General features: G+C 71.1%; 18 protein-coding genes. 11 read left to right on the top strand and 7 right to left on the bottom strand.

Going from position 1 to position 19,576, the window contains the following annotated elements; translation table 11 throughout:
• Positions 1–10 precede the first annotated feature (10 nt).
• The 3 genes from ACWEV3_RS06470 (at position 11) to ACWEV3_RS06460 (ending at position 5,121) form a co-directional block, all read left to right on the top strand.
• Entirely contained in the window at positions 11–2,677 is a 2,667-nt protein-coding gene (locus ACWEV3_RS06470; protein ID WP_452612887.1) for an AAA family ATPase, read from the top strand.
• A 138-nt stretch (positions 2,678–2,815) separates the two neighbouring features.
• A complete protein-coding gene (locus ACWEV3_RS06465) occupies positions 2,816–3,430 on the top strand; it encodes a substrate-binding periplasmic protein (protein ID WP_452612886.1) in 615 nt (204 codons plus the stop codon).
• A gap of 209 nt (positions 3,431–3,639) precedes the next feature.
• A complete protein-coding gene (locus tag ACWEV3_RS06460) occupies positions 3,640–5,121 on the top strand; it encodes a DHA2 family efflux MFS transporter permease subunit (protein ID WP_452612885.1) in 1,482 nt (493 codons plus the stop codon).
• 47 nt (positions 5,122–5,168) lie between these two features.
• Here the strand turns inward: ACWEV3_RS06460 and ACWEV3_RS06455 are convergent, their stop codons facing one another.
• The gene (locus tag ACWEV3_RS06455; protein ID WP_452612884.1) at positions 5,169–5,765 is read right to left on the bottom strand and encodes a TetR/AcrR family transcriptional regulator; all 597 of its coding nucleotides are present in this window, start codon (positions 5,763–5,765) and stop codon (positions 5,169–5,171) included.
• Positions 5,766–5,867: 102 nt separating this feature from the next.
• Between ACWEV3_RS06455 and ACWEV3_RS06450 the strand changes: the two genes are divergently transcribed.
• Complete coding sequence (locus ACWEV3_RS06450; RefSeq protein ID WP_452612883.1) at positions 5,868–6,560, top strand: nitroreductase; 693 nt, start codon at positions 5,868–5,870, stop codon at positions 6,558–6,560.
• A 12-nt stretch (positions 6,561–6,572) separates the two neighbouring features.
• On the opposite strand, the gene ACWEV3_RS06445 is transcribed toward ACWEV3_RS06450, so the two are convergent.
• Positions 6,573–7,304 (bottom strand): TetR/AcrR family transcriptional regulator, encoded by a 732-nt coding sequence (locus ACWEV3_RS06445; RefSeq protein WP_452612882.1) that lies wholly within the window; start codon positions 7,302–7,304, stop codon positions 6,573–6,575.
• Between the two features lie 37 nt (positions 7,305–7,341).
• On the opposite strand from ACWEV3_RS06445, the gene ACWEV3_RS06440 reads away from it, so the two are divergent.
• Positions 7,342–8,808: an FAD-dependent oxidoreductase gene (locus tag ACWEV3_RS06440; protein ID WP_452612881.1), complete on the top strand. Its 1,467-nt coding sequence runs from the start codon at positions 7,342–7,344 to the stop codon at positions 8,806–8,808.
• Between the two features lie 59 nt (positions 8,809–8,867).
• On the opposite strand, the gene ACWEV3_RS06435 is transcribed toward ACWEV3_RS06440, so the two are convergent.
• The 4 genes from ACWEV3_RS06435 to ACWEV3_RS06420 all read right to left on the bottom strand — a co-directional run bounded on the left by ACWEV3_RS06435 (position 8,868) and on the right by ACWEV3_RS06420 (position 12,103).
• Complete coding sequence (locus ACWEV3_RS06435) at positions 8,868–9,731, bottom strand: amino acid ABC transporter permease (protein ID WP_452612880.1); 864 nt, start codon at positions 9,729–9,731, stop codon at positions 8,868–8,870.
• Positions 9,728–10,375 (bottom strand): amino acid ABC transporter permease, encoded by a 648-nt coding sequence (locus ACWEV3_RS06430; protein ID WP_452612982.1) that lies wholly within the window; start codon positions 10,373–10,375, stop codon positions 9,728–9,730. Before ACWEV3_RS06430 ends, ACWEV3_RS06435 begins: the two co-directional genes overlap by 4 nt.
• 67 nt (positions 10,376–10,442) lie before the next feature.
• Positions 10,443–11,327: a glutamate ABC transporter substrate-binding protein gene (locus tag ACWEV3_RS06425; protein ID WP_452612981.1), complete on the bottom strand. Its 885-nt coding sequence runs from the start codon at positions 11,325–11,327 to the stop codon at positions 10,443–10,445.
• A 47-nt stretch (positions 11,328–11,374) separates the two neighbouring features.
• Positions 11,375–12,103 (bottom strand): amino acid ABC transporter ATP-binding protein, encoded by a 729-nt coding sequence (locus ACWEV3_RS06420; protein ID WP_452612980.1) that lies wholly within the window; start codon positions 12,101–12,103, stop codon positions 11,375–11,377.
• 243 nt (positions 12,104–12,346) lie between these two features.
• Here ACWEV3_RS06420 and miaB point away from each other — a divergent pair, with 243 nt between their 5' ends.
• From miaB to ACWEV3_RS06405, 3 genes are all read left to right on the top strand, one after another.
• Positions 12,347–13,822 (top strand): tRNA (N6-isopentenyl adenosine(37)-C2)-methylthiotransferase MiaB, encoded by a 1,476-nt coding sequence (gene miaB / locus ACWEV3_RS06415; protein WP_452612879.1) that lies wholly within the window; start codon positions 12,347–12,349, stop codon positions 13,820–13,822.
• Positions 13,810–14,286, top strand: a complete 477-nt coding sequence (locus tag ACWEV3_RS06410; RefSeq protein WP_452612878.1) for an Rv2732c family membrane protein — start codon at positions 13,810–13,812, stop codon at positions 14,284–14,286. The genes miaB and ACWEV3_RS06410 overlap by 13 nt, the downstream gene beginning before the upstream one ends.
• 90 nt (positions 14,287–14,376) lie before the next feature.
• Positions 14,377–15,096 (top strand): tyrosine-protein phosphatase, encoded by a 720-nt coding sequence (locus tag ACWEV3_RS06405; RefSeq protein ID WP_452612877.1) that lies wholly within the window; start codon positions 14,377–14,379, stop codon positions 15,094–15,096.
• A 17-nt stretch (positions 15,097–15,113) separates the two neighbouring features.
• On the opposite strand, the gene ACWEV3_RS06400 is transcribed toward ACWEV3_RS06405, so the two are convergent.
• The gene (locus ACWEV3_RS06400) at positions 15,114–16,439 is read right to left on the bottom strand and encodes a DUF349 domain-containing protein (RefSeq protein WP_452612876.1); all 1,326 of its coding nucleotides are present in this window, start codon (positions 16,437–16,439) and stop codon (positions 15,114–15,116) included.
• A 352-nt stretch (positions 16,440–16,791) separates the two neighbouring features.
• Here ACWEV3_RS06400 and ACWEV3_RS06395 point away from each other — a divergent pair, with 352 nt between their 5' ends.
• The 3 genes from ACWEV3_RS06395 (at position 16,792) to dapF (ending at position 19,418) form a co-directional block, all read left to right on the top strand.
• Positions 16,792–17,496 (top strand): hypothetical protein, encoded by a 705-nt coding sequence (locus ACWEV3_RS06395; protein WP_452612875.1) that lies wholly within the window; start codon positions 16,792–16,794, stop codon positions 17,494–17,496.
• A gap of 122 nt (positions 17,497–17,618) precedes the next feature.
• Complete coding sequence (gene miaA / locus ACWEV3_RS06390; protein WP_452612874.1) at positions 17,619–18,566, top strand: tRNA (adenosine(37)-N6)-dimethylallyltransferase MiaA; 948 nt, start codon at positions 17,619–17,621, stop codon at positions 18,564–18,566.
• A gap of 9 nt (positions 18,567–18,575) precedes the next feature.
• Positions 18,576–19,418 (top strand): diaminopimelate epimerase, encoded by an 843-nt coding sequence (dapF, locus tag ACWEV3_RS06385; protein WP_452612873.1) that lies wholly within the window; start codon positions 18,576–18,578, stop codon positions 19,416–19,418.
• The last annotated feature ends 158 nt before the right edge of the window (positions 19,419–19,576 follow it).

Genomic DNA, 19,576 nt, shown 5'->3' with positions numbered 1-19,576 from the left:
GCCTGCGAACATGATCGTGGGACGAGCGGACGAGCTGGCTCGCATCGACGAGCTGCTGGTCGCCGCCCGGGCCGGCTGCGGCGGCGCCGTGGTGATCAAGGGAGAGGCGGGCATCGGCAAGACCGCGCTGCTCGCCCATGCCGATACCGGCGGCATGCAGGTGTTGCGCATCGCTTGCGTGGAAGGCGAAGCCGAGCTGCCGCACGCCGGGCTGCACCTGCTGTTGCGGGGCCAGCGCACGGATGAGCTTCCTGCCGAGCAAGCCGGCGCGCTGCGCAGCGCCTTCGGGCTGGAACCAGCGCGCGATGCGGATCGCTTCCTGGTGGGAATGGCGGTGCTGACCCTGCTGGAGCAGTTGGCGGCGCATCGCCCGCTGTTGTGCGTGATCGACGACGCCCACTGGCTCGATGCCGCTTCAGCGGAGGCGCTGCTGTTCGCCGCCCGCCGATTGGACGGTGAACGCGTCGCCGTGCTGTTCGCGGCCCGCGACTCGTACGCCCCGGACTTCCCGGGTCCGGGCGTGCCCGAGCTGCGGCTCGGCGGGCTGGACGAGACGGCGGCAGCCGGTCTGCTCGCCGCCGACCTGCCCGACCTCGCCCGCGCCGCGATCCTGCGCGAAGCCCGGGGAAATCCGTTGGCGCTGCTGGAAATCCGGCGCACGGGCCTCGGCTACGACCCGGGTGCGCCGCCGCCGCGCCACCCGGTCCAGCGCGGCTTCGCCGCCCGGCTCGCCGAGCTGCCGCCCCGCACGCGGACCCTGCTGCTGGTCGCGGCCGCCGCCGACGCCGGTGAGGCCGAAGCGGTGCTCGACGCGGCGAGCCGCCTCGAATCGTCCATAGTGGATCTCGCGCCCGCCGAGAACGCCGGGCTGATCAGGCTTTCCGGCGGGGTGTTCGTCTTCGGCCACCCATTGCTCCAGGCCACCGCCTACCAGAGCGCCGAGCTCGTCCAGCGGCTCGCGGCGCACCGCGCCCTCGCCGCCGCCTTCGCCGATCGGGGGGATCCGGCCCGCCGGGCCTGGCACCTGGCCGCCGCCACCCTCGAACCGGACGAGGACGTCGCGGCGGAGCTCCAACGGATCGCGGCCGACGTGCGCGGATGCGGGGGCTACGCGGTGGCTGCCGAGCTCCACCGGCGGTCCGCCGCGTTGACGCCCGATCCGCGTCGGCGGGGCCGCCGGCTGCTCGCGGCGGCGCGGGCAGCGGCCAACGCGGGCCGGCTCCAGCTGGCTTCCGGCCTGGTCGAGGAGACCGGCAGGTTCCTCACCGACCCCGTCGATCTGGCCGAGGCGGTCGATGTGGCCGCGGTGCTCGCCCACGAACAGGGCCGCCGCCCGTACCGCGAGCTGGTCGACGCGGCGGCCGACATCGCGGCACGGGCTCCGGAGCTGGCCGGGCGCCTGCTGTTCCGCGCCGCCAAGAACGCCTGGGAATCCGGTGATCTGGCCGCCGTCGTCGACGCCGCGGGCAGCGCGGACGCGCTCGGCCGGAGCAACTCCGCGCTGGTCGGCGCGTTGGCCCGGACGGCGACCGGGTTCGGCAGGCTCACCGCCGGCGGAGCCGTGGACGGGATGGCCGCGCTGCGGGAGATGCGCACCGAGCTCGGGGTGATGTCCGGTTCCCTGCGCAAGCGTGCGGTCATCGTGTGGTCGCACGTGCTGCTCGGCGACTTCCGCACCGCGCGCGAGCTCGCCGCCGCGTTGGAGGCCGGCTGCCGGACGGACGGCGCGATCGGGCTGCTGCCCAACGTGCTGGCGCTCTCGGCGATGGCAAACCTGCAGCTCGGGGATTTCCAGGAGGTGCGGAAAAGCAGTGGCGAGGGGCTTCGGCTGGCCGAGGAGATGGGGCAGACCGAGGTCGCGAGCACGCTGGCGGTCGTCCTCGCGCACCTGGCGGCGCTGGAAGGGGACGACATCCGGTGCCGGGAACTGCTCGACGCCGCGTTGCGCGCCGGCGCGCCGGCGGCCGCGATCCGGGCGACCCGCGCGTTGGCCCTCGCCGACCTCGCGGCCGGCCGACCGGAGTCCATCGTGGACCGAGCCGACGACATCGCCGCCGGCTTGACCAGGATGGATGCCCGCAACGGCCTGCCCGAACTGATCGAAGCGGCAGCGCGGGCAGGGCAACCGGAACGCGCGCAGGGCCCCTGCGACTGGTATTCGGACTGGGCGGCCAACCTCGGGCGTCCCTGGGCCGAAGCGGTAGCCCTGCGCTGCCGGGCCCTGCTCAGCGAGGGCGACGTCGCCGAACGGCAGTACGCCGCAGCCGTGCACCTGCATCGGGAGGGCGACGAGTTGCCGTTCGAGCGAGCCCGCACCGAACTGCTCTACGGCGAGTGGCTGCGCCGCCGGCACCGCCGCACCGACGCCCGGCCGCACCTCCGCTCGGCCCTGGACACCTTCGACCGCCTCGGCACCCTGCCGTGGGCGGAGCGCGCCCGCGACGAACTGCGCGCCTCCGGCGAGGGCCGCGGCGCGTCGGCCGATCCCGCGGTACGCCTCACCCCGCAGGAACGCCAGGTCGCCCGCCTGGCCGCGACGGGCCTGACCAACCGGGACATCGCGGCCCGCCTGTTCCTCAGCCCGCGAACGGTCGGTTACCACCTGTCCAACGCCTACCCGAAGCTGGGCGTCGCCTCCCGCCTCGAACTCGCCCGCCTCCCGGGCCTTCCCGAATGACCGCGGCGGCCGTGATGACGATCACGCTGCGGATGTGGTGTGCGTTTCACGATCGATGCAGCTTCCCGGAAATCCGGCCACGAGCACCCCACCGCGTGCGGGATCATGGGTGGGGAGTCGAGGAGTGAGGAGCGGGCCATGCGGATTCGCGTGCTCGCCGCGGTGGTCGCCGCGGCCGCGGTGCTGTCGGGCTGCGGGCAGGACGCGCCGGTCGAGCCGAACGCGCTGCCCGGACCGAAGCCGCCTGCGCCGACCGCGGCGCCGGCGAGCCAGGCCCCGTCGGCCGGCAACTCGGTCGAACTCGACACCTCCCCGACCCTCGCGCGGATCAAGCAGCGGCGCTTGCTCCTGGTCGGAGTGCGGGAGGACGCGCCCCAGTTCGTCACCCGGGACGGGGCGGGCGAATACCGGGGATTCGACGTCGAAATGGCCCGCGACCTGGCGAAACGAATCGGCCTGGACCCGACGCAGGTGCAATTCCGGCGGCTGCCGCCGACCCTGCTGCTCGACGGCGTGGCCGCGGGCAACGTGGACGTCCTGTTCGGCGGGACCGCCGACAACCCGCAGCTGGCCCAGGTCGGGCCGTACGTGATCACCGGCAGCGAACGCTACCTCGTGGTCAAGTCCGACGACCGTAAGCTGGTCGAGGAGCTGCAGCGGATGCTCGACGAGGCGGTCGCGGACGGCAGTTGGCAACGCGCCTACGACGCGACCCTCGGCGCGGCCGGGATCCAGGCCCGGCCGGGCTCGTGACAGGGATTCCCGAAGTGCGCTGACCACCACGACGCGACCGGGTTCGGGGACGAGGCCCCGGAGCCGCCTGCTCTCCGGAAAAGGACGTGCCGATTCGTCGGCGGATGAGCAGACTCGTAGTCCACACCTCGTGCTCGTTGCCGGGCGGGGCCGAAGGCGGCCGTGCCCGCGGTCGAGCGCGACCCGACTCCAGTGAGGTGCCCCCAACCATGATCGACTCCGCGAGCGCTACGACCGCGGATGCCGGCCGCGAAACGACGCCACCGCGCGCCCCAGTGCTGATAGCAGTGCTGGTGGCCTCGGCGTTCGTGATGATCCTCAACGAGACGATCCTGAGCGTCGCGCTGCGCGAGCTCACCGTCGATCTCGATGTCACCACCACGACGGTGCAGTGGCTGACCAGCGGCTTCCTGCTGACGATGGCCGTGGTCATCCCGACCACGGGCTTCCTGCTCGAACGCTTCACGCCGCGCCAGGTGTTCCTGGCCGCGCTGACGCTGTTCAGCGTGGGCACGCTGCTCAGCGCGCTCGCCCCGGGCTTCGCGGTCCTGCTGGTCGGGCGCGTCGTGCAGGCGTGCGGCACAGCGGTGATGATTCCGCTGCTGATGACCTCGGTGATGCGCCTCGTGCCGCAGGAGAAGCGCGGCGCGACGATGGGCACGATCAGCATCGTCATCGCCGTCGCGCCCGCGGTGGGGCCGACGATCGGCGGCGCGGTGCTGGTCTCGCTGGGATGGCGCTGGATGTTCTGGATCGTGCTGCCGCTGGCGGTGCTCGCGCTGGTCATGGGCGCGGTCTGGATGCGGCTGGACACCGAAACGCGGTCGGTGCCGCTGGACGCGTTCTCGGTCGTGCTGTCGGCCATCGGCTTCGGCGGCGTCCTGTACGGGCTGTCCTCCATCGGGGAGTCCAGCGGTGAGCCGCACCTGGTGGCGCCGTGGATCCCGATCGCGGTCGGCGCCGTCTCGCTCGCGGTGTTCGTGGCGCGCCAGATCCGCCTGCAGCGCGACGACCGGGCCTTGCTCGACCTGCGCCCGTTCACCAACCGCGCGTTCTTGGTGGCCCTGATCCTGAGCCTCCTGCTGTTCATCTGCCTGCTGGGCGCCGGGGCGATCCTGCTGCCGATGTACCTGCAGGCCGTCCTGCACGCCAGCACCTTCGTCAGCGGGCTGGCCGTGCTCCCCGGCGGGCTGGTCCTCGGCCTGCTCGGTCGTCCGGTGGGCCGGTTGTTCGACCGCGTGGGCGCCCGGCCGCTGGTGATCCCCGGCGCGCTGGCCATGGCGTTGTCGCTGTGCCTGTTCGCCGCCCTCGGACCGGGTTCGCCGGTGATCGCGGTCGTCGGCATCCACATCGTGCTCATGGCCGGGCTCGGGCTGATGATGACTCCGCTGATGACCGAGTCCCTCAGCGTGCTGCCCGATCACCTCTACTCGCACGGCAGCGCGATCCTGGCCACCCTCCAGCAGGTCGCGGGCGCGTTCGGCATCGCGGTGTTCATCACCATCGCCTCCGTGGCGACCACCGACCCCTCCGGCGCGCCCGACGCGGTCGGTCTGCGCACGGCGTTCATCGTCGCCGCCTGCGTCGGCGTGCTCGCGTTCGTCGCGTCGCTGTTCCTCCACCGCAAGCCTGCTCCGGCGGCGGACCGCGAGGAGTCGCAGGAAGAAAGCCGGGCGGTGTCCAAGTCGTGACGCTCGCCGTGCCCGGCCGGTGACTGCCGGCCGGACACGGCTCACCGCTACTGGGCCGCCGTCGGGATGGCTGCGTCGAGCAGGGATTCCGCGGCGGCCCTCGCGTATCGACCGCAGCCGGCATCGTTGAGCACCATCGAACGGCTGGCGGCGCCGTCGGCGAGGATCGCGAGCTGTTCGACCAGGACCGCGGGTTCGGCGACCCCGAGCGCGCCCACCAGCTCGGCCAGCCGGTCGGCGAGCCGCCGCTTCTGCTCGGCCGCGTACCGGTGCACCGGGCTCTGCGGGTCCGGGAACTCGGCCGCCGCGTCGATGAAGGGGCAGCCCCGGATCGGATCACCGCCCTCGTCCGGCGCCGCGAACAGCGCGAGGAGCCGTTCACGCGGTGCGAGATCTTCGCGGTCCAGCACGGATTCCATCGTGCGCCCGGACTCGACGAGGTGCCGGAGGTAGCCCACGACCAGCTCGTCCTTGGTGGGGAAGTGCGCGTACAAGGTGCGCTTGGAGACCGGGGCGGCGGCCGCCACCTGTTCCATGCCCGTCGCGATGATCCCCTGGCTCTCGAAGAGCGCGGTGGCCGCGGCGATGATGCGCTCGCGCCCGCCCCGGCCTCGTCGGCGCTGGACCGTCTGTTGCTCACCCACCCGCAAAGTGTACACGTCCGTTTACTTAAAGCGGATTCTGCGTGGTAGCCTCGCGGCGCATTATGTAAACGCTTCCGTTTATCACGATTGAAGGGGAGAGCCTTGGCGGGCACCACGATGCGGAACTACTCGCCCGATCACGCCGAGGAGCTGATCCGCGGCCGGCGAGCCGTCCGCTCCTTCCGGCCGGATCCGGTCCCGGACGCGACGATGCGCGCCGTCTTCTCGCTGGCGAGCGCGGCTCCGTCGAACTCCAACACCCAGCCCTGGAGCGTCGAAGTCGTCAGCGGCGCGGCGCGCGACCGGTTGAGCGAAGCGCTGCTGGCGGCGCACGCGCAGCAACGCCTCTCCGTGGACTTCCCGTTCCGGGAGGATCTCTACGACGAGGTGCACCAGCGGCGGCGCAAGGACTTCGGCGAAGCGATGTACGGAGCGCTCGGCATCGGTCGCGAAGACCGGGAAGCCCGCGACGCCTACAACGCGGAGAGTTTGCGGTTCTACGGCGCGCCGCACGTCGCGTTGGTGTTCGCACCGTCCAATGCGGACGCTCGGATGGCCGCGGACGTCGGCATGTACGGGCAGACGCTGCTCCTGGCGATGACGGCGTACGGGATCGCCAGCTGCCCGCAGGGTTTGCTGGGCTTCTACGGGGACGCGATTCGCGAGTCGCTGGAGATCCGGGGCGGCAAGGTGCTTTTCGGCGTCTCCTTCGGATACGCCCGCGAATCCGCTCCGGTGAACCACTTCGCGGTCGGCCGCGCGGAACTCGGCGAGACGACGAGGTTCCGCGCGTAGCCGCCGGCCGGATCAGGTGGCGGTGCGCCGGGTTTCGGCGAGGCGCTGCAGGCCGTCCAGCTGCCACTCCAGGTGCTGCTCGGGGGACACCACGTCGGCCAGGCAGTCCGGTTCGCCGAGCCACCGGATGTAGTGCGGGTACTTGCCTTCCGCCCTGATCCGCTCCAGGTAGGGGTGCGCCGCCTCGGCGAGCTGGGCATCGGACTCCAACCCGGTCCGTTCCCGCATCGCGCGTTCTTCCAGCAGCGCGAGCCCGGACTTCAGGGCTTGTCCGAGCACCGTGTTGACGAAGCCGATGCGGGTCGCGGCGTCCAGGTCCAGCTCGTCGACGGCGGCGAGGGCCGCGTCGTAGAGGCGCAGCGCGTTCGGTCCCAGCGGCGGCCGGCTGAACGACATCCGCGCGAACCAGGGATGTCGCTGCACCGCCGCCCATGCGGAGCGGCCCATTTCGCGCAGGCAGGCCCGCCAGTCGCCGGGCGGCGGGACGGTGATCTCGCCGTAGACCTCGTCGACCATCAGGTCCGTCAGGCCGTCCTTGCTGCCGACGTAGCGGTACAGCGCCATCGGGCTGCGCGTGCCGAGGCGGCTCGCGATCGCACGCATCGTGATCTCGCCGGTCGGGCTTTCGTCGGCTAGTGCGATCGCCGCGGCGACGATCCGCTCGCGGCTGAGCTGCGTGGTGGCCGGCGGGGGCGGCGGCTCGTCGAACCAGACCAGGCCGCCCGGAGGTTTCGCAGAAGTCATTTGCCTCGGATACTAACCCGCGTGTACAACGTACATCGTGAATGTACAACGTACACAGACTCAGGTGTTGATCGTCGGCGGTGGACTCGTCGGGCTGACGACGGCGTTGGTGCTGCGTCACCACGGCGTGGACGTGACGCTCGTCGAGAAGCGCGCGACGACCTCGCCGCAGCCCAAGGCGCGCCGTTTCCACGTGCGCAGCCTGGAGATCTTCCGGGAACTGGGGTTGGCCGAGATCGTCCACGAGGCCGCACGAGGGCTCGCCGACCACGACTGCATGGCCATCGGGCGGACCTTGGCTGAGGCCGAGCAGTTGCCGCCGTGGCGGCCGTCCGGGGCGGGCGAGTCGATGGACGTCAGCCCGGAGCCGCCCTGCCTGGTGGCGCAGAACGTGCTTGAGCCGGTGCTGCGCCGGGCGGCCGAGGATGCGGGCGCGGACATCCGGTTCTCGACCGCTCTCGCGTCATTCGAGCAGGACGCCGATGGAGTCGTCGCCGAGCTCGCGGGCTCCCGGCTGCACTCGGCGTACTTGGTTGCCGCCGACGGGGCGCGCAGCCCGGTGCGCTCGGCGCTCGGCATCGGCCGCTCCGGGCGCGGTGCCATCGGCGAGGACAACGTGAACGTCTACTTCCGCGCCGATCTCGCGGATGTCGTGCGCGGCCGGGAGTTCAACATCTGCCAGATCCAGCACCCCGACGCGCCCGGCGGGCTGGTCTCGGTGGACGGCCGGCTGGACTGGGTGTTCATGACCCCGGGCGGCGAGGTCGACCGCGACTGGCCGGCGCTGCTGCGCACCGCGCTCGGCGTGCCCGCGCCGGACCTCGAAGTCATGAGCGTGCTGCCCTGGCGGCCCGAAATGCTCGTCGCCGACCGCTACTCGTCGGGGCGGGTGCACCTGGCCGGCGACGCTGCGCACGTCATGCCCCCGTACGCCGCGGTCGGTGCCAACACCGGCATCGCCGACGCGCACAACCTCGGCTGGAAGCTCGCAGCGGTGCTCTCCGGCGCTGCGGCGCCGTCGCTGCTGGACAGCTACGACGCGGAGCGCCGTCCGGCGGGCTGGTTCGCCGCGGACCAGTCGAGCAGGCGCTCGACGGACCTGACGGCCGCCCCCGATCCGACGCTGGCGCATCCGTTCGTGCTGGCAGCGGGCGGGTTCCAGTACTCGGCCGGGGCGATCTCCGGTGGTCCGGCGGAGGGCGGCGAGGCGGAACCGGTCACCGAGTTCGCGCCGGCCGGACGGGTCGGCACCCGGATCCCGCACCGCTGGCTGGACGCCGCCCGCACCAAGTCCACAGTGGACCTCGCCGGTCCCGGGTGGGCGCTGGCCGTGGCCGACGATCCGCAGCGCTGGCAGTCCGCCGGGGTCCCGGTCCACCGCCTCGACGTCGACTTCCTGCGAGCGGGCGAGGGCATCCTGATCCGCCCCGACGACGTGGTCGCCTGGCGCGGCACCGATCCCGCCGCACCCGCGAACGTCCTGGAGAAGCTGCTCCGCGCGTGACGAAGCGAAGGGCGCCTCCGACCGGCCCGGTCGAAGGCGCCCTCCACTCGGCGCGGTGCTCAGTCGCCTGCCGTGGCCTCCGCCAGCGGCTTGGCGGCAGGAGCGAGCTGCCTGGTCTTCTTGGTCCGGCGGTTGCGCCGGTCCAGGTACGTGGCGAACCACGTGAGCAGCAGGCACATCGTGATGTAGATCGCCGCCACCACCAGGCTGACCGGGATGATCGGCCGGTCCAGCGTGGGGATGCCGCCGAGGTAGCGGGCGTAGTAGAGCAGCTCCTGGTAGGTGATCAGGAAGCCGAGCGCGCTGTCCTTGAGCAGCACCACGAGCTGGCTGATGATCGCGGGCAGCATCATCCGGATCGCCTGCGGCAGCACCACGGTCCGCATGACCTGGTTCTTGCGCATCCCGATCGAGTACGCGGCCTCGCTCTGCCCCTTGGGCAGCGCGGCGACGCCGGCCCGGAACACCTCGGCCAGCACCGAGCCGTTGTAGAGCGTCAGACCGAGCACGACCGACCAGTACTGGCCGAAGTTCACGCCCAGCCCCGGCGCCGCGTAGTACAGGAAGAAGATCAGGATGACCAGTGGGATCGCGCGGAAGACCTCCACGATCGCCGTGCACGGCACCCGGATCCAGGCGTGGTCGGAGAGCCGGCCGAGCGCGAACACCGCGCCGAACGCCAGCGCGAGCACGGCGCCCATGAGGAACGCGCGGACGGTGTTCGACAGCGCCCCGAGCAGTTCCAGCTGGATCTGCTCGTAGAGCAGCCATTCCCACTTGCTCGCGTCGAACTGCCCCGTCTGGTAGAAGCGGAACACCACGTAGCCGAGCAGGGCCAGCACCACGACGGTGCTGACGACGCTGATGAGCCGGTTGCGCATGCGGGCGCGCGGTCCGGGGGTGTCGAACAGGACGGTGCTCATCGGGCCACGCTCCACCGCTTCTCGAAGCTCCGCTGGACCAGGGTCAGCGGGATGACCAGGATCATGAAGCCGACGGCGATCCAGATGAAGGCGTTCAGCGTCGGCTCACCCTGCTCGTTGAGGTAGGGGATGACCGACCCGACCTCGGCCACGCTGAACCCGGCTGCGACGGTCGTGTTCTTCAGCAGCGCGATCAGCACGCTGACCAGCGGCGGGACCACGGCGCGGAAGGCTTGGGGAAGGATCACGTTGGTCAGCGACTGGGCGAACCCGAGCCCGATGGAGCGCGCCGCCTCGGCCTGCCCGACCGGCACCGTGTTGATCCCCGACCGCAACACCTCGCAGACGAACGCGGAGGTGTAGATGGTCAACGCGATCACCGCGGCGGTGAAGAACGGGAACTGGATCAGCTCCAGCTTGGGGTAGGCGAAGACGAAGAAGAAGAAGATCAGCGTCAGCGGCGTGTTGCGGAGCAGGGTCACGTAGCCGGCGCCGACCGCCCGCAGCGCGGGGACGGGGCTCACCCGCAGTGTCGCCAGGATCGTGCCCAGCACCAGCGAACCGGCGGCCGCCAGCAGGAAGAGCTCGATCGTCCGCAGGAAACCCCTGGCGAGGACGTCGCCGTACTCCACCAAGATGTCGATCAATGAGTACTCCTGAAGTAATCGGATGCCCAGGGCGCGATCCGGCCCTGGGCATCCGATGACGGGATCAGTAGCGGTCCACCTTGGGCGGCTCGGCGGGCGAGCCGGACTTGCCGAGGGTGGCGTCGTAGACGCGCTTCCACTCGCCGTTGGTCGCGGCCTGCTCCAGGATGTCGTTGATCTTGTTGCGCAGGGCGCTGTCGTCGTGCGCGAGGCCGACGCCGTAGGGCTCCTCGGAGAACGGCTTGCCGACGACCTTCAGCTTGTCCGGGTCCTGCGCGGCGTAGCCCTTGAGGATGGCGTCGTCCGTGGTGACCGCCTCGACCTGGCGGTCGAGCAGCTGCTGCACGCACTCCGAGTAGCGCTGGAACTCGACGATGTTCTGCGGCTCGGTGAGCTGGTCCTGCTTGACCCGCTGGATCGGCGTCGAGCCGGTCGCGGAGCAGACCTTCTTGCCCTTGATCGACTCCTTGCCGGTGATGTCGGTGTTGTCCGCGCGGACCAGCAGGTCCTGCCCGGCCATGAAGTACGGCCCGGCGAAGCTGATCTGCTCCTTGCGCTTGTCGTTGATCGTGTAGGTGCCGACGTAGTAGTCGACCTCACCGGTGGAGATCGCCTGCTCGCGCGCGGTGGACGGGATCGGCTTGTAGTCGATCTGCGTGTTCGGGTCGAACCCGAGCTGCGCGGCGATCAGCCGGGCGACCTCGATGTCGAAACCGGAGTACTGGTTGGTGACCGGGTCGCGGAAGCCCAGGCCCGGCTGGTCCTCCTTGACGCCGATCGTGACGCGGCCCTTCTGCTTCATCCGGTCGAACGTCGGAGAGCCCTGGACCTGCACGTTCTGGGCGACGTTCTGCTGGACCTGCGGTTCGCCCCCGCCGGGACCGCCTTCGCGCCCGCAACCGGTCAGCGCCAGCGCCAGCGACGCCGCCAGCACCGTCACCAGACGCATTTTCTTGGCTCGCATTTCGTCTCGCTGCCTCTCTGTGCAGTGGTCGGTCAGTGGGTGAGGATCTTGCCGAGGAAGTCCTTGGCGCGGTCGCTCTTCGGTGCGCCGAAGAACGACTCCGGCTCGGCGTCCTCGACGACCTCGCCGTCGGACATGAAGAGCACGCGGTGCGCGGCGCGGCGCGCGAAACCCATCTCGTGGGTGACGACCACCATCGTCATGCCCTCGGCGGCGAGGCCGGTCATGACCTCCAGGACCTCGTTGACCATCTCCGGGTCCAGCGCCGAGGTCGGCTCGTCGAACAGCATCACCTTCGGCTTCATCGCCAGCGCGCGAGCGATCGCCGCGCGCTGCTGCTGCCCACCGGAGAGCTGCGCCGGGTACTTGTCGGCCTGGTTGGCGATGCCGACGCGCTCCAGCAGCTCCATGGCGGTTTCCCGGGCGGCGTCCTTGGCCTGCTTGCGCACCTTGATCGGACCCAGCGTGACGTTCTCCAGGATCGTCTTGTGGGCGAAGAGGTTGAACTGCTGGAACACCATGCCGACGTCGGCGCGCAGTTCGGCCAGGGCGCGGCCCTCGGCGGGCAGCGAAACCCCGTCGATCTCGATGCGGCCGGAATCGATCGGTTCCAGTCGGTTGATCGCGCGGCACAGCGTCGACTTGCCCGAGCCCGACGGCCCGAGCACGACGACGACCTGCCCTCGAGGCACCTCGAGATCGATCGCCCGCAGTACGTGCAAGGAACCGAAGTACTTGTCGACCGCGGACATCCGGATCATCGGGGAGTCCGTGGAAGCTGCGGCCATTCGTTCTCCTGAACGCATCGGAATTGGATTCGTTGGCCGAAACTTAAGCCTCTGCTGGGGGATAGTCCAGACAGAACGGGCCAGGTGAGATTGCAACTCGGTTACGCTCCGAAGTCGCCAGTCGTGCCTGGTACCTCACTTGTAGTAATCGCGTCGCGTGCGTCGAGGCCGCCGGGCGGGTGAATCTGCGATCTGACCAGGCGCTACCGTGGAACGGTGAGCACGAGGACCTACGAGATCCGAACCTTCGGCTGCCAGATGAACGTGCACGACTCCGAGCGGCTCGCCGGCATGCTGGAGGACGCCGGGTACGTGCGCGCGGATTCAGATGCGGCTGACGTGGTCGTGTTCAACACCTGCGCGGTCCGCGAGAACGCCGACAACCGCCTCTACGGCACTCTCGGTCACATGCGGCCGGCCAAGGACCGCAACCCGGACATGCAGATCGCCGTCGGCGGCTGCCTGGCGCAGAAGGACCGCGACACGATCGTCAAGCGGGCCCCGTGGGTGGACGTCGTGTTCGGCACGCACAACCTCGGCTCGCTGCCGACCCTGCTGGAACGCGCCCGGCACAACCACGAGGCCGAGGTCGAGATCCTCGAATCGCTGGACGTCTTCCCGTCCACGCTGCCCGCGCGCCGCGAGTCGGCCTACTCGGGCTGGGTGTCGGTCTCGGTCGGCTGCAACAACACCTGCACGTTCTGCATCGTGCCCGCGCTGCGCGGCAAGGAGAAGGACCGCCGCCCCGGCGAGATCCTGGCCGAAGTGCAGGCGCTGGTGTCCGAAGGCGTGCTCGAAGTGACGCTGCTGGGCCAGAACGTCAACGCCTACGGCGTCGAGTTCGGAGACCGCTTCGCGTTCAGCAAGCTGCTGCGCTCCTGCGGTGAGATCGAGGGGCTGGAGCGGGTCCGCTTCACCTCGCCGCACCCGCGCGACTTCACCGACGACGTGATCGAGGCGATGGCCGAGACGCCGAACGTGTGCCCGCAGCTGCACATGCCGTTGCAGTCCGGTTCGGACCGGATCCTCAAGGCGATGCGCCGCTCCTACCGCTCCGAGCGGTACCTGAACATCGTGCGGAACGTGCGCGAGGCGATGCCGGACGCGGCGATCACCACCGACATCATCGTGGGCTTCCCCGGCGAGACCGAGCAGGACTTCGAGCAGACGCTGGAGGTCGTGCGGCAGGCGCGGTTCTCCAGCGCGTTCACCTTCCAGTACTCCAAGCGGCCCGGCACGCCCGCCGCGGACATGCCCGACCAGCTCCCGAAGGAGGTCGTGCAGCAGCGCTACGACCGGCTGATCGAGCTGCAGAACGAGATCTCCTGGGACGAGAACAAGAAGCTCGTCGGCCGCCCGGTGGAACTGCTGGTCGCCGAGGGCGAGGGCCGCAAGGACTCGGAGACCCACCGGCTCTCCGGCCGGGCCCGCGACGGGCGCTTGGTGCATTTCACGCCGACCGGTGCCATCGACGGAGAGGTCCGGCCCGGCGACGTCGTGCACACCACGATCACCCGTGCCGCGCCGCACCACCTGGTCGCGGACGCGGACATCACCGGACACCGGCGAACCACCGCCGGTGACCACTGGGAGGCGGGCGTGCGGCCCAAGACCTCCGGAGTCAGCCTCGGGCTGCCGTCGTTCGGAACCCCGCCGCCGCAGCCCGCCGAGCAGCAGGGATGTGCGTGTTGAGCAAGCCGGAAGGCGCGGACGAGTCGCGCCGCGAGCTGACCAAGTCGGAGCGCGAGGTCCTGCGCCGCATCGACCCCGGCTCGCGCGCGCTGGTGATCGCGTCGGTGATGCTCGTACTCATCCTGTGCTCGCTGCTGCCGTGGGCCGGCGGTGCCGCGGGATGGCAGGTGCTGATGGGGCAGGCCGACCCGGCGCTCAAGGTCGGCCTGCTGCCGCGGCTGTTCGCGATCAACTCGACGATCGTCGGGATCGGCCTGGGCGCCCTGGCGCTGATCACCCGGCGGTGGATCGTCGCGTTCCTGGCCGGGCTCGCCGGCGTGGTGGTGACCTTCGAAGGCGTGATCGCGATCTGGTCGCGCCAGACCAGCGGCGTGGAGAGCCCGTCGATCGGTCTGCTGCTCGCGGTGGCCTGCATGGCGATCCTGGCGGTCCAGTGGATGCGGATCGTCTGGTCCCGCGACTGACCTCCCGGTTAGAGGCGGGATCGGGATTCCGCCGAGCTTCCAGTCCGGGGACCGCGGTGATCGTCTGATCCGGCTCGTAGCCTCGGCGGCATGTCACGAGACCTCGCCTGGGACGGCGGCTACAACATCCGCGACCTCGGCGGGCTGCCCGCCGCGGCGGGCAGCAAGATCCGTCGGGGCGCGGTCGTGCGCTCCGCCAGCCCGGCGTTCCTGACCGAAGCGGGCTGGGCGCAGTTGTGGGAGCACGGCGTCCGCACCGTCGTAGACCTGACCGACGACGGCGAGTCGTTGCCCGAGATCGCGGCGAGGCCACCGGGGCTGAACAGCCTGAAGATGCCGCTGAACCCGGTGCACGACACCGAGTTCTGGGGGAACTGGGGCAACCGGCTGCACGGCACGCCGCTGTACTACCGGCCGTTCCTCGACCGCTTCCCGGACCGCACGGCCAAGGTCGTCAGCGCGATCGCGCACGCCGAACCCGGCGGGGTGCTCGTGCACTGCACTGCGGGCCGCGACCGCACCGGGATCATCGCGCTGGTGCTGCTCGCGTTCGCGGGGGTGGCGGCCGACGACATCGTCGCCGACCACCAGCTCAGCCACGACCGGCTGCGACCGATGTTCCACCGGCTCGGCAAGCCCGACCAGGAACCGTTCATCGACGAAGCGCTCGCCGAACACGGCACCACCAAGCAGGAGGTCCTGCACTCGGCGCTCGACGCCTTCGACGCCGAGCGGCACCTGCGCGCCGGCGGCTGCGCCGACGCCGACCTCGACGCCCTCCGGGCGAGGCTGCTCGCGCCGCCCGCCTGACGGCGCGAGCGAAACGCCTACCGGCTGGCGATCGCCTGCTCCGCAGCCTCCAGCCACTCGCGCCACTGCGCGGCCTGCGCCTCCGCCTGCTTCGCACGGCGTTCGTCGCCCGCTGTGCGGGCCTTCTCGGCCTGCGCCTCGAACTGCTCCACCCGGTCGCGGAACTGGTCGACGCGGGCCTGCGCCTCCGGGTCGGTGCGCCGCCACTGCGCGTCGGCTGCCGACCGCACCCGGTCGGCGACCGTGCGCAGCTTGCCTTCCAGCTCCCGCATCCGCTCCCGCGGCACCTTGCCGATCTCGTCCCAACGCTCCTGGACGCGCTGCAGGTGGGCCTGCGCGGCCTTGAGGTCGGCGGACGGGTCGATCTGGTCGGCCTCGACGAGCAGCTCTTCCTTCAGCTTGGCGTTCGCGGCGAATTCGGCGTCGCGTTCGGAGAACGCCTCCGAGCGGCGGCTGAAGAACCGGTCCTGCGCGGCGCGGAAGCGCTGCCACAGCGCCTCGTCGCTGTCCTTCGGGGCGCGGCCGGCGGCCTTCCAGTCGGCCATCAGCTGCTTGTAGCGATTGGCGGTCTCGCCCCAGTCGGTGGACTCGGTCAGCGATTCGGCTTCCTCGACCAGCTCCTGCTTGTGCGCCTTGGACGCCGCGCGCTGCCGGTCGAGCTCGGCGAAGTGCGAGCCCCGGCGGCGGCTGAAGGCGTCGCGCGCCTTCGAGAACCGGCGCCACAGCTGCTCGTCGGTCTTGCGGTCGACGCCGCGGATCTTCTTCCACTCGTCGAGGATCTGGCGCAGCCGGTCACCGGCGCTCTTCCAGTGCGTGGATTCGGTGGCGATCTCCTCGGCCTCGACGACCAGCGCCTCCTTGCGCGCGATCGCGTCGGCCCGGGCGCGTTCCTTCTCGTGCTTCGCGCCCTCGACGGCCTGCTCGGCACGCGCCAGCAGGTACTCGATCCGGGCGGTCAACGCCGCCAGGTCGCCGATCACCGCGGCTTCGGCCAGCGACTCGTGCAGGTGCTTCGCACTGGTCAGGGTGTGCTTCGGCTCGCCGGCGTGGGTGCCCAGCCGGGTTTCCAGCAGTTCGACCTCGGTGAGCAGGTCGTCGAACTTGCGCGCGTAGAGGGCCAGGCCCTCGGCCGCGTCACCGGCTTGCCAGGAACCGATCGCGCGCTCACCTTCGGGGGTGCGGACGTACACCGTGCCATCGGCGTCCACCCGCCCCCACTTGGTGGGATCTGCGGAAGCGGTCGGTACCGCCGGCGCAGCCGTGGGTGACCCGGTGGTGCTGGTGGTCGAGTCCGCGGCCGCCTTGTTGGCGACTGCCTCGGGGGTCGTGTCCTGGTGCGTCATGGCCGGCTTCCTCCTTGCGTGCCCGCTCCGATGCCCGTGTCCGGCACGGGCGCCCCGCATCGGCGGGGCCCAGCAAGCGTCGACCCGAACCGTTCGGTGGTCCGGCCGCCGCTGGCGCATTCAAACAGGTCAGGGCGCGAATCGGTACTCCGTCGCGGAATCGGTTCGCCGATGGATCGGCGCGCCGCGCGACGCGGTGACCGGGCCGGGCGCGTGACCTGCACGGGTTCATTGTCATCAGGCACCTGTTCGGTCGCAGCGGGCAGGGGGCGGGAAACCCGCGCCGTGTCCTGCCGCCGGTTGCGACTCCCTGCTCCAGTCAACTCGCCCGTGACCTCTACCGTGCACAGGTGTGATCACCCGTGTCGCTGTGGTGCCCTACCCGCCGTTGCTGGTTCCCGAACTGACCGTGCGGGCCGACCCGGAAACCGCTCGCCTGCGGGGCGCCTGTCTGCGCGCCGTGTCCAGTCTGACTGAATCTGCCGCCGAATGGGTGGCCCTTGGCGTAGATCAGTCGGGACCGGTGGTGCTCGGGCCGGACGCGGCGGGCACCTTCGCGGGCTTCGGCGTCGACGTCCAGGTGACGCTCGGCGGCGCCGGTACGCCGGATCCGCGGCTGCCGCTGCCTGCGCTGATCGCCGGTCTGTTGCGCGAGCAAGCGGGAGCGCGCTCGGTGACGACGCACCTGCTGGCGCCGGACACACCGGCCGACGAATGCCTGCGGCTCGGCACCGAGCTGGCGGCGGAGGACGTCGGCCTCCTAGTGGTCGCCGACGGCACCAACCGCTCCGACGAGCGTTCGCCGTACCCGCCGGACGAGCGCGCCAAGCCGGTCGACGAGCAGATCCGCGCCGCGCTGGCCGATGTGGACACGAACGCGCTGCTCGCGCTGGAGCCGGAGCTGTGCGCAGAGCTGGGCGTCGCGGGTCGTGCCGCGCTCCAGGTCCTGCCCGGCGTCGTCGCGGCGACCGGCGGAACCTGGCGCGGCGAACTGCTGTACTCGGCCACCCCGTTCGGCGTCACCTACCACGTGGCGACTTGGACCCGCACGGCCTGAACGGGTGTTGCCGCTGGTCACCCCCCCCCGTGAGCCCAAAAAGTCACGGGCCTTGGCCGACCGGTCCGGGGCCGGGCGGACCGCTGTGCGGAAGACCCGGCAGGCGCTTCTAAGGTCGAGGGGTGCAGTCCCTTTCGCATCTGGTGGCGATCGTCGGTCCCACCGCCACCGGCAAGTCGGACCTCGGCATCGCGCTCGCCGCGGCGTTCGACGGCGAGGTGATCAACGCCGACGCCATGCAGCTCTACCGCGGGATGGACATCGGCACGGCCAAGCTGCCGCAGGCGGAGCGCCGCGGCATCCCGCACCACCTGCTGGACGTCCTCGACGTCACCGAGACCGCCTCCGTGGCGGCCTACCAGGAGCAGGCGCGCAGCGCCGTCGAAGACGTCCTCGCCCGCGGCCGGACGCCGGTGCTGGTGGGCGGCTCCGGCCTCTACGTGCAGGCTGTCGTCGACGACCTGTCGTTCCCCGGCACGGACGCCGAGGTGCGGGACAAGTACGAGCAGGAGCTGGCGCGGGTCGGCCCGGACGAGCTGCACCGGCGGCTGCGGGAGCTCGACCCGGTGGCCGCGGAAGCCATCCTGACCAGCAACGGCCGCCGCATCGTCCGGGCGCTGGAGGTCATCGAGATCACCGGCCGGCCGTTCTCGGCGAACCTGCCCAAGCCCGGACCGCCCCGCTACGGCGCGGTGCTGATCGGCCTGGACCGCCCGGTCGAGGACCTGGACGACCGCGTCGACCGGCGCGTCACCAGCATGTTCGACGCCGGGCTGGTCGACGAGGTCCGGCAGCTGGAAGCGCTCGGACTCCGGCGAGGCCGCACCGCCAGCCGCGCGCTCGGCTACCAGCAGGTGCTCGCCGAGCTCGACGGGGAGGGCGACATGACCGCCGCCGCGGCCGAGACCGCGAAGCTCACCCGCCGCTTCGTCCGGCGGCAGCGCTCCTGGTTCCGCCGGGACGGGCGGATCCACTGGTTCGACGCCGCCGTCCCGACCCTGGCCACCGACGTCCGAACGCTGCTGACCTCGGGCACGGCTGAGCGTCAAGAGCCATCCGGGCGAAAGTAGACTGGCCCCGTGCATTCCTCCCAGGGCCCCGAGTTCATCAAGGGCCACGGCACCCAGAACGACTTCGTCATCCTTCCCGACCCGGACGGCGAGCTCGCCCTCACCGACGAGCGGGTCCAGGCGTTGTGCGACCCGCACCGAGGACTGGGTGCGGACGGCGTCCTGCGGGTGATCCGCGCAGGTGCGCTGGAGGATGCCCCAGCCGACGTGCCGGCCGACGTGTGGTTCATGGATTACCGCAACGCCGACGGCTCGATCGCCGAGATGTGCGGCAACGGCGTGCGGGTGTTCGCCCGCTACCTCGTCGACGCCGGGCTGGCCGCCCCCGGTGAGCTGCCGGTGGGCACGCGCGCGGGCGTTCGACCGGTCCGGATCCACGACGACGGCCGGGTCGCGGTCGACATGGGCCCGGCCAAGGTCTTCGGCGAGTCCACCACCAGCGCCTCCGGCCACTCCTTCGCGGGAGTCGCGGTGGACGTCGGCAACCCGCACCTGGCCTGTGTGGGCGACGTGGACCTCGCCGAGCTCGACCTGAAGACGGCGCCGCCGCACGACCGCCACCTCTTCCCGCACGGCGTGAACGTCGAGTTCGTCCGGCCGCTCGAGGGCGACCACATCCAGATGCGCGTGCACGAGCGCGGGGTCGGCGAAACCCGCTCCTGCGGCACCGGCACGGTCGCCGCCACGGTCGCGGCCCTGCGCGCGGCCGGCGCGGAAACCGGGTGCCGGGTGGTCCACGTCCCGGGCGGTACCGTCGAGGTGGAGGTCACCGCGACGACCTCCACGCTCACCGGCCCCGCCGTGCTGGTGGCGCGCGGGAACCTCGATCCCACCTGGTGGCAGCGGCCGTAAGGTGGGCGTCGCAACAGTGCAAACGGGTAATGGCGGGCGCGACACGTGAAAATCGGTCGCGGACCGTGGGACAATGGTTTTGATATGAAAAATTCCCTGACCTGGTCCGCCGAGCCCGACCGCGATGCGGTCGAACCCGACGAATACGACCCCATCCT

It is taken from the genome of Saccharopolyspora sp. NPDC003752, from assembly GCF_053605825.1.
Note: the sequence above shows the minus strand (reverse complement) of the source record. Positions and strands in the feature narration are given on the sequence as shown.